Annotated in this window: 9 protein-coding genes and 1 tRNA gene; 4 read left to right on the top strand and 6 right to left on the bottom strand. The window is 70.7% G+C overall.

What is annotated here, in order from left to right; genetic code table 11:
- Positions 1-110: 110 nt before the first annotated feature.
- Positions 111-1,634 (bottom strand): hypothetical protein, encoded by a 1,524-nt coding sequence (locus OOZ19_RS21790; protein ID WP_266091996.1) that lies wholly within the window; start codon positions 1,632-1,634, stop codon positions 111-113.
- Between the two features lie 163 nt (positions 1,635-1,797).
- On the opposite strand from OOZ19_RS21790, the gene OOZ19_RS21785 reads away from it, so the two are divergent.
- The 3 genes from OOZ19_RS21785 (at position 1,798) to OOZ19_RS21775 (ending at position 4,442) form a co-directional block, all read left to right on the top strand.
- A tRNA-Thr gene (locus OOZ19_RS21785) sits at positions 1,798-1,871 on the top strand.
- 815 nt (positions 1,872-2,686) lie between these two features.
- Entirely contained in the window at positions 2,687-3,520 is an 834-nt protein-coding gene (locus OOZ19_RS21780; protein ID WP_266091995.1) for a DUF4231 domain-containing protein, read from the top strand.
- A 166-nt stretch (positions 3,521-3,686) separates the two neighbouring features.
- The gene (locus OOZ19_RS21775) at positions 3,687-4,442 is read left to right on the top strand and encodes a hypothetical protein (RefSeq protein WP_266091994.1); all 756 of its coding nucleotides are present in this window, start codon (positions 3,687-3,689) and stop codon (positions 4,440-4,442) included.
- An 84-nt stretch (positions 4,443-4,526) separates the two neighbouring features.
- Here the strand turns inward: OOZ19_RS21775 and OOZ19_RS21770 are convergent, their stop codons facing one another.
- The 5 genes from OOZ19_RS21770 to OOZ19_RS21750 all read right to left on the bottom strand — a co-directional run bounded on the left by OOZ19_RS21770 (position 4,527) and on the right by OOZ19_RS21750 (position 13,043).
- Entirely contained in the window at positions 4,527-5,768 is a 1,242-nt protein-coding gene (locus OOZ19_RS21770) for a DNA polymerase III subunit delta' (protein ID WP_266091993.1), read from the bottom strand.
- A gap of 158 nt (positions 5,769-5,926) precedes the next feature.
- Complete coding sequence (gene topA / locus OOZ19_RS21765) at positions 5,927-8,881, bottom strand: type I DNA topoisomerase (protein WP_323055167.1); 2,955 nt, start codon at positions 8,879-8,881, stop codon at positions 5,927-5,929.
- A 190-nt stretch (positions 8,882-9,071) separates the two neighbouring features.
- Positions 9,072-9,656, bottom strand: a complete 585-nt coding sequence (locus OOZ19_RS21760) for a hypothetical protein (protein ID WP_266091992.1) — start codon at positions 9,654-9,656, stop codon at positions 9,072-9,074.
- Between the two features lie 169 nt (positions 9,657-9,825).
- Positions 9,826-10,521 carry a hypothetical protein gene (locus OOZ19_RS21755; protein WP_266091991.1) on the bottom strand — a complete coding sequence of 232 codons (696 nt, stop codon included), beginning with the start codon at positions 10,519-10,521 and terminating at the stop codon, positions 9,826-9,828.
- A gap of 212 nt (positions 10,522-10,733) precedes the next feature.
- On the bottom strand, positions 10,734-13,043 hold the full coding sequence (locus tag OOZ19_RS21750) for a sodium-translocating pyrophosphatase (RefSeq protein WP_266092013.1): 2,310 nt from the start codon (positions 13,041-13,043) through the stop codon (positions 10,734-10,736).
- Positions 13,044-13,642: 599 nt separating this feature from the next.
- Here OOZ19_RS21750 and sftH point away from each other — a divergent pair.
- On the top strand, positions 13,643-16,006 hold the full coding sequence (gene sftH / locus OOZ19_RS21745) for a DEAD/DEAH box helicase (protein WP_266091990.1): 2,364 nt from the start codon (positions 13,643-13,645) through the stop codon (positions 16,004-16,006).
- Positions 16,007-16,073: the final 67 nt, after the last annotated feature.

Here is a 16,073-nt window from a genome sequence, read left to right as displayed (position 1 = left end):
ACTCCGCGCTCCACCCTGCCGGAGCGGCGGCGTCCTCCCCCAATTCGGGGTAGGGGGACGACACCACCGCTCGCCGCAGATCATCGCCGCTGCGCGGTGATCTCGCCGGATCACTGCTGGCGGCGCGGCACCGCGGCGACGAGCACGGCGCCGAGCAGCAGCAGACCGGTTCCGGTCCAGAACAGCGGAATCGTGTAGTACGCGCCGCTCGTCTTCGCCAGCGGCGGAGCGGCGGCGCCCTGCGCGGGCGTCGCCGGTGCGGGCTGCTGCTGCGCGGGCACCTCGCACACCACGCCGCCTTCCGGCGCTCCCGCCCGAGCCGTCTGCTCGCCGAAGGTCACGTGGGCCAGCGCCGCGTCGGGCATGCCGAGCGCGGTACCGGGCAGCAGCTTCAGGTCGAACAACCGCGCGCCCGCCCGCACTTCGGTGCCCTGCGCCTCCTGGGTGAGTTCACCGATGCTCAGCCGCAGCACGCCGATGTCGAGCACGCGATCGTTGAGCGCGGGCCCCACGACAGGCAGTTCGCCGGGCGCACCCGGCAGCCCGATCGGCAGGTCCGCCGTCGGGTTCGCCGCGTCGATCACCACGAGCTCCCGGCCGCCCTGCGTCACCCGCAGCACCGGAGCCTGGTAGTCCACAGTGGACGTCTCGGGGTCGCCGGTGGCGGTGACCGTCAACTTCGGCTCGCTCACCACGTCCACCCGCAGCTCCTGCGGGGTGCCCGACAGCAGCCGCACGCTCGCCAGCTGCATCGCCGACGTCGCCCGCACCGCCTTGCCCTCGGAACCGGGCACGTCGACGAGTTCGATGCGGGACTGCGCGCGCACCGCGTCCGGCACGTTCAGCAACGACCCCATGCCCGATTCCGTCGGCGCACCACCGGAAAGCAGCCCGCCCAGCCGCGCGAGCGACCCCGGCATCTCCCCGGCGAGCTCAGCCTCCGCCCCCAGGGCGCCCTGCCGCTCCGCGGGCAGCAGTTCGGACACCTGCTGCGGTGTGTCCGGCAACGCGGGGAGCACGTTCACCGCGGACAGGCTCCCCAGCGAACTGCTCGCCTCCGAGATCGGCGACACGCACGGACCGAGCCGGTCGTCCCAACGCGCGTGCGCGCTCCCCTCCAGCAGACCGAGCTTCACCAGCGCGTCAGCGGGCGACGCGGGCGGTCGCACCCCGGTCACCGTCGGCTCCGCGTGATCCGGCACCGCCGTCTGCGTCACCGACAAGCCCGGAACCTGCGGCGAATACCCGCCGATCGCGGCACCGAACGGCGCGGCCTCGGCGACCGCCCGCTCGTGCGCCAGGTACGCGCCGGAGTCGGCCTTCGACTTCGCCAACCCCAGGCCGAGCTCGATCAGCGACTGCTTGCGCAACGCGTCCTCGTAGGCCGGATCGTCGAAGATGCTCTCCCCCGGCACCGTTCCCGGCAGCACCCGCACCACGCCGACCCCGGTGCCCACCTCCGCGGAGATCGGCCCCGGCTGCACCGGCACCTCCAACGCGGGCGGCTGGTCCGGGTCCACCGGCGTCGGCACCGGGGTGGTCTGCGCGAACGCGGCGGGCATCCCCAACCCTGCGACGGCCAGCGACACCGTCGTCACCGCGGTGAAACGACGCAGCGGTCGAACTGATCGCATCCGTATGCCCTCCATCGGCACATCGGTGACGAGCGTCACCGCACATATCAACGACGACCCCCCGTCCAGGTGACGCTGATCTTCGCCGCAACCGGTGACACCGCCGACCGGCAACCCCTCCGCCGAACGGCTCCACCGGACCCGCTACACTCGTCCCCGCAACGCCGCCTTAGCTCAGTCGGCCAGAGCGACGCACTCGTAATGCGTAGGTCAAGGGTTCGATTCCCTTAGGCGGCTCACTGAGAAGACCGCAGGTTCACTCCGGTGACCTGCGGTCTTTCTCGTTCGGCACCCGCATCGGCGGCGTGAGCCGCTCGCCACCGGGCCCAGCCGGACAACATCCACCCGCCAGGTCGCGCCGATTTCGGAGAATCCGAAGCGCGCCCGACACCTCTCGGGAATTCACCGAAAGCACTCATCCTCGACCAGCCTTCCACCGCTGCGCGAGCAATCATCCAGCAATTCCCGGAACGGCACCGAAGCACCGAACTGAACTGCTGCAACGCCGCTCGGGCACGAATCTTCCGACACCTCGGAACCAGCGGGAGACCACATTGTTCCCGCATTTCGGACTCCGCCATCCGGCCAGGCCATCTCCGCATTCCGAAAGCGATTTCCGACACCGTTCGCACATCGGACCAGAGGACCGAACCGACGAATACCGCCCCCTCGGGCGAGCCGTTCACACCCACGCCCGGCACCACCGCCCCCACCGGACATGCCGTCTCGCCACCCGGCTCACCGCACTCCGGACGCCCCTATAGCAGAGGGAGTGCTGGGCTGATCGTGGCCCACGTGATTGAGCCGAACGGACGCGCTGCCACAGTGGAGAACCCCGATCCGGGGCGAGTAGTCGCGGCGACTGAGCACTTGCGCCATCGACTGTTATCACTGGCAGGTTTCGACGAAGATGCCTCGCGGTCGACCTGCGGTGATCACAAGGCGTAACAGGGTGTAGGCCGAACAGCCCAATCAGCTATCACCCGACCAGTCGATTGTCGTCGTACTTGGGGAACTACTTCGATCACAGTGACGCCGGAAGGATCGATGTGATGGAGCGTTGGGACGCGGGCACGGGCATCATTGGGGGCGGGGTCATCGCCGGGGAAACCCAACCGCAGGACTGGGAGCGCCGAATCAGCGAGCTGTCCGAACAGCTCTACCGAGCGCGACTGCTGCAACGACTTCTACTGATCTGGGCCTATCCGGGGAACGCGGCCCTCACCGGGCTCTCGATCTCCGGGATCGTGCTGCTCACACCCCCGATAGCGGTATCGGTGGCGGCGGTGGCGATCCCCGTCGGCTCGGTCGCGGTCTCGGCGCGCACCGCGTACCGCCACCACTTCGCGGTGCGCTCGGTCGCCGCGGAGCTGCGCGAGTTCGAGCGAGCGCATCGCGAACACCAGCTCGACGAGTGGAACGCGGGCGACCTGCTCGGCATGCGCAAGCGCTACCGGGCGGACCTGCCGGACGTGATCGAGCGGTACCGCACCGAAGCCGGCAGCCACCGCTGGAAGGACCAGCTGCTGCAGACGGTGGTCATCGCCGGGTCCATCATCAGCGCCACCGTCACCGCGGCGTCCGCCGCCGTCGTCGGCGCGCGCTGGGCCGCGGTGGCCATGAGCCTGCTGGTGGCGGTCGCGGCGGCGTTCGGCGGCTACTCGAAGTACCGGGAACGCGCCGCGAGCCTGCAGCAGACCGCCGATGTGCTGGAACGCGAATACCATTCGGTCGAATTACGGGCCGGGCGCTACAGCCGGTTCGACGACGAGAGCGACGCGTACGCCGAATTCGCCGACACGGTCGAGTCGTTGCGCGAAGAACAAGCCAAGCGCCAGCAGCACCTCAACCAGTCCGTCGACGTCACTTCCGTCGTCGGACAGTAATTCCAAGATCGCCCCACTCACACGAACGTGTCGTCCACCGGTCACTCCGCACACTGCCAGTCGACAATCCACGGCTGTCGTGATCGCTGATTAGTGGCCGGTCACGGCTCCGTACGCTGCGACCTCTGGCGCACAGGTGAGCGCCTGTGCAGAGAGGAGCAAGGCGATGAAACGCAGCCTCACCACGGTCGCCGCAGTGCTGGCGGGCGCCGGTGCCGTCGGTTTCTCCGGTACCGCCCAGGCAGCCCCGCAGTTCCCGGCCGAACTGCCCGTGGACAACGGAATCGCGCAGACCGCCTTCCACGGCGCCGGAACCCTGCACGGCGTGCAGCGCACCGTCGGCGACGTGGTGCGCGCACCGCAGGCACTGGCCGAACAAGCCGGCGAGGCCTCCGGCCGCACCGGCGAGAGCAACATCATCGGCGACACGCTGCACGACCTGACCCAGGCCCACACCCACCCGGTCAACACGCAGGGCGCCACCATCCCGCTCGGCGGCGTCATCCCCGCCTCGAAGGCGCGCGCCGGTGCCACGCCGATCGACGGCGTCACCCAGGCCCCCGCCACGCGCGGCATCACCGACTTCGTCGACACCACCGGCAACGCCATGCTCGATCTGATCAACCAGATCCCGCCGGAGCAGCTCAACGCCAACAACAACGTCTCCGCCGAGAACGGCCAGCCCGGCGCCGCCGGCACCGGCGGCCAGGACGGTGCCGACGGGAAGCCCGGCGGCACCTCGTCCGCCGTCAACACCCCCACCACCAAGCCGACGACCGCGGGCACCCCCAAGGGCGGCCTGCTCGACCTGAGCAACGCCGGCGGCGCGATCGGCAAGCCGCTGGCCGACGGCCTCACCGGCACCCCTCTCGCCGGGCTCGCCGGGCTGCCGCAGAACGGCTCCACGAACGGCGACGCCTGAGTCGCCCGAAACAGCCACGGCCCCCGCGCTCTGGGAGGAGAGTGCGGGGGCCTTTCCCGTTCCGGACCGGTCGGACGAGCCCGCTCAGCCGTGGTGAAGGGTCGCGACCATCGCTTCCACCGCGATGATCGGCTTCACGTTCCGGGTGAGCGCGGTGCGGCATTCCAGCACCGCCTCCAGCCGCCGCAGCGCCGACTCCGAAGTCCACTGCGCCGCGGCCCTCGACACGTCCGAGGCGTAGTCCGGGTGGTTCAACGGCGCCCCCGAACCCGACCGGGACACCAGCACGTCGCGGTAGAAACCGGCCAGGTCGACCAGCGCGAGGTCCAGCGCGTCCCGCTGCGAGCGGGTGGCGCGGGACTTCTGCCGCTTCTCCAGCTCCTTCAGGGCGGCGTTCGCGCCACGGGTCGCCGACGCGGTGCCCTTGCCGGTGCCGCCCGCACCCATCGCGGTGCGCAGTTCGTCCTTCTCCGCCTCGTTGCGGTCCTCGTTCGCCGCGACCGCCTCCGACTCCGAGGACTTCACCAGGCCGCTCGCCGCCGTGAACACGTCGGAGAACCGGCGCAGACCGGCCGGAATGCTCAGCACCTTGTCCCGCCGCTCGCGCGCAGCCGGGTCCGTCGCCAGCCGCCGCGCCCGCCCGATGTGCCCACCGCACACCGCCGCGGCCCACTGCGCCATCTCGTCGTCGACGTCGTCGCGTTCCCGCAGGACCTCGGCGATCGACGCGGCGAGCGGTGTGCGCAGCTGCATCGCCCGGCACCGCGACCGGATCGTCACGGACACGTCCTCCGGGTGATCAGAAGGCGCGCACAGCAGGAAGACCGTCCGGTCGGGCGGTTCCTCCACCGCCTTGAGCAGCGCGTTCGCCGCGCCCTCGGTGAGGCGGTCCGAATCCTCGATCAGCACCACCCGCCACTGGCCGGTGGTGGGGCGCCGCGCAGCGGCCTGCACCAGGGCGCGCATCTCGCGCACCGAGATCGTCAAACCCTCCGGCACGACCACTCGGACGTCGGCGTGCGTGCCCGACATGACGGTGCGGCAGGCCGAGCACCGGCCGCAGCCCGGCATGGTGTCCGCCTCCGTGCACTGCAACGCGGCGGCGAACGCGCGGGCGGCCACCGATCGTCCCGAGCCGGGCGGGCCGGTGAACAGCCACGCGTGCGTCATGACTCCGGCGGGCGCGGGCTCACCGCGCACCTGCAGGTGCGCCGCCTGCGCCGCGGCGAACAGCGTGCGCACGGCGGCGGGCTGGCCGACGATGTCCGCCCACACCCCGGTGGCCGGTGGCACGGTGCCTTCGACCGGGTCAGGGGACTGCGTCATCACGTCACCTCCGGGCATCGTCGACTCGCACTGTACGAGGCCGCACCGACACGAGATCAGCGGGTCGCGACCCGGCTCGTCCGCTCCCGGCGCCCTCGGGCGGCGATCGGAGCGGAGGCCGTGGCGTAGCTCAGCACGCGGTCGGAACGGGGCTCGGCTCAGGCCCCGCCGGTGGACGAGGTGCTGCGGGTCGACGAGGAGCGGGAACCGCTCGCACGCGACGACGGGCTCTTCGCCGACTTCGACGCCGTGGACTTGGAGGCGGTCGACTTCGACGCCGAGCTCTTGGTCGTGGAGGACTTCGACGCCGACTTCGTGCCGGTGCTCTTCGTGCCCGAGGCCTTGGACGCGGTCTTCGTGCCCGTGCTCTTCGTCGACTTCGACGTCGTGCTCTTCGCGCTCGACTTCGCGGGGGCCTTCTTCTTCGCCGGGGCCTTCGCCCGCCGCTCCGCGATCAGCTCCACCGCCCGGTCCATCGTCAGCGACTCGACGTCATCGCCCTTGCGCAGCGATGCGTTCGTCTCGCCATCGGTGACGTACGGACCGAAGCGCCCGTCCTTGATCACCAGCGGCTTGCCGGTGTCCGGCTCGTCGCCGAGCTCCCGCAGCGGCGGCGCGGCGGCGCGGCGACCGCGCTGCTTGGGCTGCGCGTAGATCTTCAGCGCCTCGTCCACCGTGATCGTGAAGATCTGGTCCTCGGTCTCCAGCGACCGCGAATCGGTGCCCCGCTTCAGGTACGGCCCGTAGCGGCCGTTCTGGGCGGTGATCTCCTCGCCCGACTCCGGGTCCTTGCCCACCACGCGCGGCAGCGACAGCAGCTTCAACGCGTCGTCGATCGTCACCGTGTCCAGCGACATCGACTTCAGCAGGCTGCCGGTGCGCGGCTTCGACTTGTCGCCCTCCGGGAGGATCTCCGTGACGTACGGGCCGAACCGGCCTTCCTTCGCCATCACCTCGTGGCCCGACTCCGGGTCGGTGCCCAGGCTGCGGCCCTCCATCGGCGTGGCGAACAGCTTCTCCGCGACCTCGGAGCTGAGCTCGTCCGGCGGCAGGTCGTCGGGCAGGTTCGCCCGCTGCGACTCCTCCGAGCTCAACGGGCGCTCCAGGTACGGCCCGTATCGGCCCACCCGGACGTAGACCGTGCGGCCCTCGTCGTCGGTGAACATCGGGATCGAGTTCACCTCGCGCGCGTCGATCTGCTCGACGCTGGAGCCGACCAGCTTCTTCAAGCCCCCGGCGCGGCCGATCGAGTCGCCCGGGCCGACCTCGCCGCCGAAGTAGAAGCCGGACAGCCACTTCGTGCGCTGCTGGCGTCCCTCCGCGATGCGGTCCAGCTCGTCCTCCAGCGCGGCGGTGAAGTCGTAGTCCACCAGCCTGCCGAAGTGCTGCTCCATCAGACCGACCACGGCGAACGCCACCCAGGACGGGACCAGCGCGGAACCCTTCTTCCACACGTAGCCGCGCTCCTGCACGGTGCTGATGATCGACGCGTAGGTGGAGGGACGGCCGATGCCCAACTCCTCCAGCGCCTTCACCAGGCTCGCCTCGGTGTAGCGGGCGGGCGGGTTCGTGCTGTGCCCGTCCGGTTCCAGCTCGGCGGCGGTGATCGGCTGGTCCTTCGTGAGCTGCGGCAACCGCGACTCGGCGTCGTCGGCGACACCGCCCGCCTCGGAGTCCACCGACTCGACGTAGGCCTTGAGGAACCCGGCGAAGGTGATGGTGCGGCCGGACGCGGCGAACGTGCACTCCTCACCGCTGCTGGCGGTGCCGGTGATGCGCACCGACAGCGTGGTGCCCTTCGCGTCCGCCATCTGCGAGGCGATGGTGCGCTGCCAGATCAGCTCGTAGAGCTTGTAGCCGTCGGTGTCGAGCTCCTTGGCGACCTGGCCCGGCGTGCGGAAGCTCTCCCCCGCCGGACGGATCGCCTCGTGCGCCTCCTGGGCGTTCTTGACCTTGCGGTTGTACTGGCGGGGCTGCGGGGACAGGTGGCTGTCGCCGTAGAGCTCCCGGGCCTGGTTGCGCGCCGCGCTGATCGCCGTCTCCGACAGCGTCGTCGAGTCGGTACGCATGTAGGTGATGTACCCGTTCTCGTACAGCCGCTGCGCCGTGCGCATCGTGCGGTCCGCCGAGTAGCGCAGCTTCCGGCTCGCCTCCTGCTGCAGCGTGGAGGTCATGAACGGCGCGTACGGCTTCCGGGTGTACGGCTTCTCCTCGACGCTGGAGACGCTGAGCCGGGCATCGGTCAACGCGTCCGCGAGGCGCCGGGCCTCCTGCTCGTCGAGCGGCCGGGCATCGGCGTTCTTGAGCTGCCCGTCCGGGCCGAAGTCCCGGCCGGTGGCGACCTTCGCGCCGTTCACCGTGACCAGCCGCGCGCCGAACCGCGGCGGCTCGGCGGCGGAGCCCGCGTCCATGGTGGCCGAGATGTCCCAGTACGAGGCGGGCACGAACTTGATGCGCTCCCGCTCCCGCTCCACCACGATCCGGGTCGCCACGGACTGCACGCGGCCCGCCGAGAGCTTCGGCATGACCTTCTTCCACAGCACCGGGCTGACTTCGTAGCCGTACAGCCGGTCCAGGATGCGGCGGGTCTCCTGCGCATCGACCAAGTCCTGGTCCAGATCGCGCGGGTTCGCGGCGGCGGCCTGGATGGCCGATTCGGTGATCTCGTGGAACACCATCCGGCGCACCGGCACCTTCGGCTTCAGCGTCTCCATCAGGTGCCAGGCGATCGCTTCGCCCTCGCGGTCGCCGTCCGTGGCGAGGTAGAGCTCGTCGACGTCCTTGAGGGCGTCCTTGAGCTCGCTGACCGTGGACTTCTTGTCCGCGGTGACCAGGTACAGCGGTTCGAAGTCGTTCTCGACGTCCACGCCCAGCCGCGCCCAGGACTGGCCCTTGTACTTGGCGGGCACGTCGGCCGCGCCGCGGGGGAGGTCCCGGATGTGGCCGCGGGACGACTCCACCACGAAGTTCGACCCCAGGTAGGAGGCGATCTTGCGAGCCTTGGCCGGGGACTCGACGATGACCAACCGCCGACGTCCGGAGTCCGCCCCACCGGAGGACCCCGAAGCCCGGCCGTTGTCGCCGCTCTGCTTCGCCCGTGTCGACCCAGCCACGCTTACCTGCTCTCTTCTCGCGGAGGCGTCCGATCCGCCAGTGTGCACCGCATGCCGTCCCGGGTACCGCACCCAGGGACGCACAGCGTGGCACACAACACGCCTGCACTCGCGTCTTCCGTCCCGTACGAACGTATCGGGTAGCGCTCGTGTTCCGTTGCGTGACCTGCCGTGACCTGTGGCGTGATCCTCAGGACACCAGCGGCCACGTTCGCTCGATCGCACCATCGGGTGTCGGGCCGACGAGTTCGGCGAGGCGTTCGATCCGCCGCCTGCCGGTGACCCGCAACGCCGGCCCGCCCGCTCGCGGCCCCATGCACCGCGCGGGCAGTCCGGCCTTGGCCAGCGCTGCCGCCAGCGGCTCGTACGTCTCCGGGGCGTGCGGGTCCAACCCCAGCAGGTAGCCCCCCGGCACCGGCCGGCCGGCGGTCAGCGCCCACAGCCGCAGCGCGGCGCCGTCCGGGGCGAAGTCGGCGGGCACCGATTTCACCGCCCCGCGCAGCCACTGCCCGGCGAGGCCGGTCAGGTCGGAGCGGAACGCGGTGCGGACCAGCGGGTGCCCCTCCTCCGAACGACCGAGCTCGGCGGCCACCCCGCGCTCACCGCAGGCGCGCACCAGCGACCGGGCCCGCCAGTCGTCGTCGACGACGGCGGACAACCGGGCGGCGGTGCCCCGCCCGAAACCGACCGCTTGTCCCGGGCCGCACAGCAACCCCGCGAGATCGGCCACCCGAGGGTGGCGAGCCTCGGCGGAGTAGAAGGACAGCTGGTCCACGATCCGTGATCGTAGAACGTCCGTTCGAGCTTGACCAGGGCCTCCGCCCGGTCGAGCGATCGATCGACCTCGTCCGGGCGATCTCCGGAACTCGACGTCCACCGCTCGACCGGCACCCGGCCGGAGCGGATCACCGGTGCTCAGCACTGGCCCCGCACCGCCCGGCCGATCAGCCCGGAGGCTGCTGCTGGGGCTGTTGCTGCTGTTGTTGCTGCTGCATCTGCTGTTGCTGCATCTGCTGCTGCTCGACCGCCGACTTCGTCAGCTCCTGGCACTCCGGAGCCTTCATGGCGGCATCGTTGAGCTGCTGGTTCTTGGAGAACTCGGCGAACTGGGCGCTGAAGTCGAGCTGCTGGCCCTTCTTCAGCTCGTCCTGCACCCCGGTCATCCCGGCGGTGAACGCCTGCTGGTTCGAGGTGTCGACCTGCTCGGCCTTGCCCTTCGCCGTCGTCAGGATGTCGCGCACCTGGGTGAACCCGTCCTTGAAGGTGCCCGCCACCTGGTCGGCGCCCTCGATGGGCGAAGGGCCGATCTGCTCCAGGCCGGTCACCGTCTTGTCCGCGGCGTCGTGCGCGGCGGTCATCTGCGCGACCGACGTGGTCTTGAAGGTGTCGGTGTTGGTCTTGTCCACCTGCGGCGCCTGCTGCTGCGACGCGGAGAAACCACCGACGAGACCGCACAGCTTGCCGGTCCAGGCCACTCCGTCCGCACCGGCCTGCGCCCCCTGGGGCTGCTGCTGCTGCTGCTGTTGCTCCTGCTGCGACGGGGGCTGCTGGGCGGGCTGCTGCGGCTGCTCGTTGGAGCAGCCGGCCAGCGCCAGCGGGACGGCGGCGAGCACCGCGACGGACGTCGAACGGATATTCATGCGCATTCCCTCAGGTTGTTTCACCGTGCTCCCCGACTGTCCCGCATCCGCGGGGCCACGTCCCGAACCGGGGGCCCTCCGGCTCCCGTTCGTGCTGCGTAACCGGGATGAATTCGTATTCCGCAGAATTTTCCGGAATGCGGGAAAACGGTCGCGGGAACCGAAATGGGGCGCCCGGCGATTCGCCGGGCGCCCCATTGGCAGGCTCGCGCCTAGGCCGCGCCGTTGACGATCTTGTCGTCGTCCGCGGGAGCATCCGAGATCGCCGTGCTGCGGCGCTTGGACACCACGATGGCGCCCACGATCACTGCGGTCGCCAGGACCGCGATGGTGATCCGCACCGGGACCGAGGCCGAATCGCCCACGGTCAGCGTGACCACCGCCGGCGCGATCAGCACCGACACCAGGTTCATCACCTTCAGCAGCGGGTTGATCGCCGGACCGGCGGTGTCCTTGAACGGGTCGCCGACGGTGTCACCGATGACCGTCGCCGCGTGCGCATCGGACCCCTTGCCACCGTGATGCCCGTCCTCGACCAGCTTCTTCGAGTTGTCCCAGGCACCGCCGGAGTTGGCCAGGAAGACCGCCATCAGGGTGCCCGTGGCGATCGCACCGGCCAGGTACCCGGCCAGCGGCCCGACCCCGAGGCCGAAGCCCACCGCGATCGGCGCCAGCACCGCCAGCAGGCCCGGCGTCGCCAGTTCGCGCAGCGAATCGCGGGTGCAGATGTCGACGACGCGGTGGTACTCCGGCCGGGTCGAACCGTCCATGATCCCCGGGTTCTGCTTGAACTGCCGCCGAACCTCGTAGACCACGGCGCCCGCGGCCCGGGACACGGCGTTGATAGCCAAGCCGGAGAACAGGAACACCACCGACGCCCCGATCAGGATGCCGACCAGGATGTTCGGCGCGAACACCTGGTAGGAGGCCGCCGTGATCTCCGCACCGACCTCGCGGGCGGCCTGCGTGATCGCGTCCTGGTAGGAGCCGAACAGCGCGGTCGCCGCCAGCACCGCCGTGGCGATGGCGATGCCCTTGGTGATGGCCTTCGTCGTGTTCCCGACCGCGTCCAGCTCGGTCAGGATCTTCGCGCCGTCGCCCTCGAACTCGCCGGACATCTCCGCGATGCCCTGCGCGTTGTCGGCCACCGGACCGAAGGTGTCCATCGCGACGATCACGCCGACCGTGGTCAGCAGACCGCACCCGGCCAGCGCGATCGCGAACAACGCGACCGTCAGCGTGCTGGAGAGCAGGAAGGCGCCGAACACGGCGACCCCGATCACCAGCGCCGTGTAGACGGCGGACTCGAAACCGACCGACAGGCCGGTGAGGATCACCGTGGCCGCACCGGTCATCGAGGACTTGCCGACGTCCTGCACCGGGCGGTGCTCGGTGGCGGTGAAGTAGCCGGTCAGCTTCAGGATCACCGCGGCGAGCAGGATGCCGATGAGCACCGCCACGAGCGCGATCAGCGCCGGGCTCCCGGAGCTGGCGCGGACCTCCTCGGACACGCCGGTCAGGGCCGAGAACGAGGACGGCAGGTACAGCAGCGCCGCCGCGGCGCACAGCACCGCCGAGATCCCGGCCGAGATGAAGAAGGACCGGTTGATCGCGGTCAGCGCGCTCTCCGTCGCCTTCGCCTTCGTGATGTACACGCCTATCACCGCGGTGACCACGCCGATCGCGGGCACGATCAGCGGGAACAGCAGGCCCTTCAACCCGAACGCGGCGGTGCCCAGGATCAGCGAGGCCACCAGGGTCACCGCGTAGGACTCGAACAGGTCGGCCGCCATCCCCGCGCAGTCCCCGACGTTGTCGCCCACGTTGTCGGCGATGGTCGCCGCGTTGCGCGGATCGTCCTCCGGGATGTCCTGCTCGACCTTGCCGACGAGGTCGGCGCCCACGTCGGCCGCCTTGGTGAAGATGCCGCCGCCGACTCGCATGAACATCGCGAGTAGCGCGGCGCCGAAGCCGAAGCCCTCCAGCACCCTGGGCGCCTCACCGGCGTAGACCAGCACCACCAGGGATGCGCCGAACAGACCGAGGCCGACCGTCGTCATGCCGACGACGCCACCGGTGCGGAACGCGACGCGCATCGCCTTCTCCCGGCCCTCGCCGGGATCGTTGGACGCCGCCGCGACCCGCACGTTCGCGCGGGTGGACAACCACATGCCGAGGTAGCCGATGGCCGCGGAGAACGCCGCGCCGAACAGGAAGAAGATCGAACGCCCGATGCGTTCGCCGGTGCTGTTGGCGGGTAGTACGAACAGCACCAGGAACACGATCACGGCGAAGCCGCTCAGCGTCCGGAACTGCCGGTTGAGGTACGCGGCGGCACCTTCCTGCACCGCCTGCGAGATCTGCTGCATCTTGGCCGAACCCTGGCCGGCCGCCAGCACCTCCTTGATCAGCACGTAGCCGAAGGCGAGCGCCGCCAAAGCGATGATCATGACCACGCCGACGATGGCGTAGTCGGAGCCGCTGAGTTCGAGTGCGCCGGGGGCGTTCTGAGCGAGGTCCATCCGGTGCGTCGAGCTCGGTGGTGCAGTGCCCTGGGCGACCCAGCCGGGCTGGACCGGGGACAGCAGGGACATCCGTCCTCCTCGGGTGTGGCTCGGTGGCACGCCGGAGGGGCGGTGGTGCGTCCACTCCGACGCTCGGTACGGCCTCGCCCGCGGCGCGGTCCGCCAGGAGCCGTCCGCGAGCGTTGTCGTGGCCGCGAAGTCTATTCAGGCCTGACGTGTCTTACTTCACGATGTGATACGCGCCTCTCCACGACGTGCTGCTTTGTTATCTGCGAATCGATCCAGTTTGGACTTGATCACCCGTTCAGCCACACTTCTATGTGGACCGAACGGGTTACTTCGTGTATCGCGTGTCGCTGGCCGGATCGATTCGGCGTGTCGCCTCTTCGGCGGTTCCGGAGCGAGCGATCAGCGCGGAGCCCGTCCGCGCGCACGGGCGGGCTCTGCGCGTCCGATGGCCACCTCACACCCGAACGGCCCCCGCACGAGCCCAATGCCAGTGCCTCGGCGGCCGTGTCCACCCGAACGAGATCATCGAGCGCGCTCCGCACCGAGCGCGTGCCGTGCGGGAACAGCGTTGTGCGACGCTCGACGGTGTGAACTCGGCGCACCGGAACGCGGGCAGGACGAGCAGCGGGAAGCGGCTGCTGGACCGGGTGCTGGCCGGAGTGCCCGCGGACGAGTCACCGCTGCGGCACGTCGAACAGCTCCCCGACCGCCCCGCGCGGCACGCGGACTGGCCCGGTTGGGCTCCGGACGAGCTGATCGGCGCGCTGCGCGCCCGCGGTGCCGAGCGCCCCTGGACGCACCAGGCCGACGGCGCCGAAGCGGCGTGGGCCGGCGAGCACCTGGTGGTCGCGACCGGCACCGCCTCCGGCAAATCGATGGTCTACCAGCTGCCGGTGCTGTCCCGGCTGCTCACCGACACGAGGGCCACCGCGCTCTACCTGTCTCCGACGAAGGCGCTGGGCGCCGATCAGCTCCGGACCATCACCGAACTCGGCGTGGACGGGATCCGCGCCGCCTCCTACGACGGCGACACCCCGCGCGTTGAGCGGGACTGGGTGCGGGCCCACGCGCGCTGGGTGTTCACGAACCCGGACATGCTGCACCACGGGGTGCTCGCCCGGCATTCCCGCTGGGCTCGGTTCTTCCGGAACCTCGCGTACGTGGTCATCGACGAATGCCACACCTACCGGGGCGTGTTCGGCTCGCACGTGGCGCTGCTGCTGCGGCGGTTGCGGCGGATCGCCCGGTACTACGGGGCGGATCCGGTGTTCGTGCTCGCCTCCGCGACGGTGTCCGATCCGGCGTCGCTCGGGGAGCGGCTGATCGGCAGCGCGTGCCGGGCGGTCACCGAGGACGGATCGCCACGCGGCGCCCGGACCGTCGTGCTGTGGGAACCGCCGCTGTTGGAGCACGTCGCGGGCGAGAACGACGCCCCGGTGCGGCGGTCGGCGGGCGCGGAGACGGCCCGGATCTTGACCGAGCTGGTCGTCGAGGGCGCCCGCACGCTGGCGTTCATCCGGTCCCGGCGCGGTACCGAACTGGCCGCGCTGGCGGCGAGGCGCGCGCTGGCCGAAGTGGACGACGAGCTGGTGGACAAGGTCGCCGCCTACCGGGGCGGGTACCTCCCGGAGGACCGGCGGAAGCTGGAGCGGTCGCTGCTGACCGGGGAGCTGCTCGCGGTCGCCGCGACGAACGCGCTGGAGCTCGGCGTGGACATCGCGGGGCTCGACGCGGTGGTAGTCGCCGGTTATCCGGGCACGCTCGCCTCGTTCTGGCAGCAGGCAGGCCGGGCCGGGCGGGACGGCGACGATGCGCTGGTCATCTTCGTGGCCCGCGACGATCCGCTGGACACCTACCTGGTGCACCACCCGCCCGCCGTGCTGGATCGGCCGGTGGAGTCGACGGTGCTGGACCCGGCCAACCCTTACGTCCTCGAACCGCACCTGGCGTGCGCGGCGGCGGAGTTACCGCTGGACGAGGCGGCGTTCGAGGTCTTCGGCGGCGCCCCCGCGCGCACCGCGACCGAGGCGCTGACCGACGCGGGCGTGCTGCGGCGCCGACCGCACGGCTGGTACTGGACCTCGCGGGAACGGCCGCACCGGGAGGTGGAGCTGCGCGGGTCCGGCGGTCAGCAGATCGCCGTGGTCGAAGGCGACTCCGGGCGGATGCTCGGCACCGTCGACCCGGAGTCGGCGTGCGCGACGGTGCATCCCGGAGCGGTGTACCTGCACCAAGGGCAGTCGTTCGTGGTCGACGAGCTCGACCTGGACGACGGGCTGGCGCTGGTGCACGGGGAGAACCCGGACTGGACGACCTCGCCGCGCGATCTGGTGGACATCTCGGTGCTCACCACGGTGCAGGAGCGGCGTCCGGCGCCGGGGGTGACGGTCTGCCTCGGCGACGTCGAGGTCACCTCGCAGGTCGTCGGCTACCTCCGCACGCTGCCGTCCGGCCAAGTCCTCGACCAGGTTCCGCTGGAGCTTCCCGCGCGCAAGCTGGTGACCCGCGCGGTCTGGTACACGATCTCCGACGAGTTGTTGACCGACAGCGCGCCGGGGGGCGCCGGGCTGGACCCGGCGCGCATCCCCGGCGCGCTGCACGCCGCCGAGCACGCGGCGATCGGCCTGCTGCCGCTGTTCGCGACCTGTGACCGGTGGGACATCGGTGGCGTCTCCACTGCCCTGCACGAACACACGGGCCAAGCCACGGTGTTCGTGCACGACGGTCACCCAGGAGGAGCCGGCTTCGCCGACCGCGGCTTCGCCGCGTTGTTCCCCTGGTTGGCCGCGACGCGGGAGGCGATCGTCTCCTGCGACTGCCCGGCGGGTTGCCCGTCCTGTGTTCAATCGCCGAAGTGCGGGAACGGCAACGAACCATTGGACAAGGCGGGGGCGGTGGCTGTTCTCGACGTGCTCTCGACCGCGCACGGGGGAGTCGCCGGGCAGGGCTGAGGGCCGACGGCGGATCGGGTGAGCGAGGGGGTTCGCCGGTCCCACTCGCTCCCGCCGCCGGCCCCTA

The sequence above is a fragment of the Saccharopolyspora sp. NFXS83 genome (assembly GCF_026241095.1).
GTDB lineage: Bacteria > Actinomycetota > Actinomycetes > Mycobacteriales > Pseudonocardiaceae > Saccharopolyspora_C.
The sequence above is the reverse complement of the archived record's forward strand: the minus strand, read 5'-3'. Positions and strand labels throughout refer to the sequence as shown.

Coding starts and splice junctions, on each gene's coding strand:
- OOZ19_RS21790 (WP_266091996.1), bottom strand. CDS start 1,634: ATGCGATCAGTTCGACCGCTGCGTCGTTTCACCGCGGTGACGACGGTG.
- OOZ19_RS21780 (WP_266091995.1), top strand. CDS start 2,687: ATGGAGCGTTGGGACGCGGGCACGGGCATCATTGGGGGCGGGGTCATC.
- OOZ19_RS21775 (WP_266091994.1), top strand. CDS start 3,687: ATGAAACGCAGCCTCACCACGGTCGCCGCAGTGCTGGCGGGCGCCGGT.
- OOZ19_RS21770 (WP_266091993.1), bottom strand. CDS start 5,768: ATGACGCAGTCCCCTGACCCGGTCGAAGGCACCGTGCCACCGGCCACC.
- OOZ19_RS21755 (WP_266091991.1), bottom strand. CDS start 10,521: ATGAATATCCGTTCGACGTCCGTCGCGGTGCTCGCCGCCGTCCCGCTG.
- OOZ19_RS21750 (WP_266092013.1), bottom strand. CDS start 13,043: ATGGACCTCGCTCAGAACGCCCCCGGCGCACTCGAACTCAGCGGCTCC.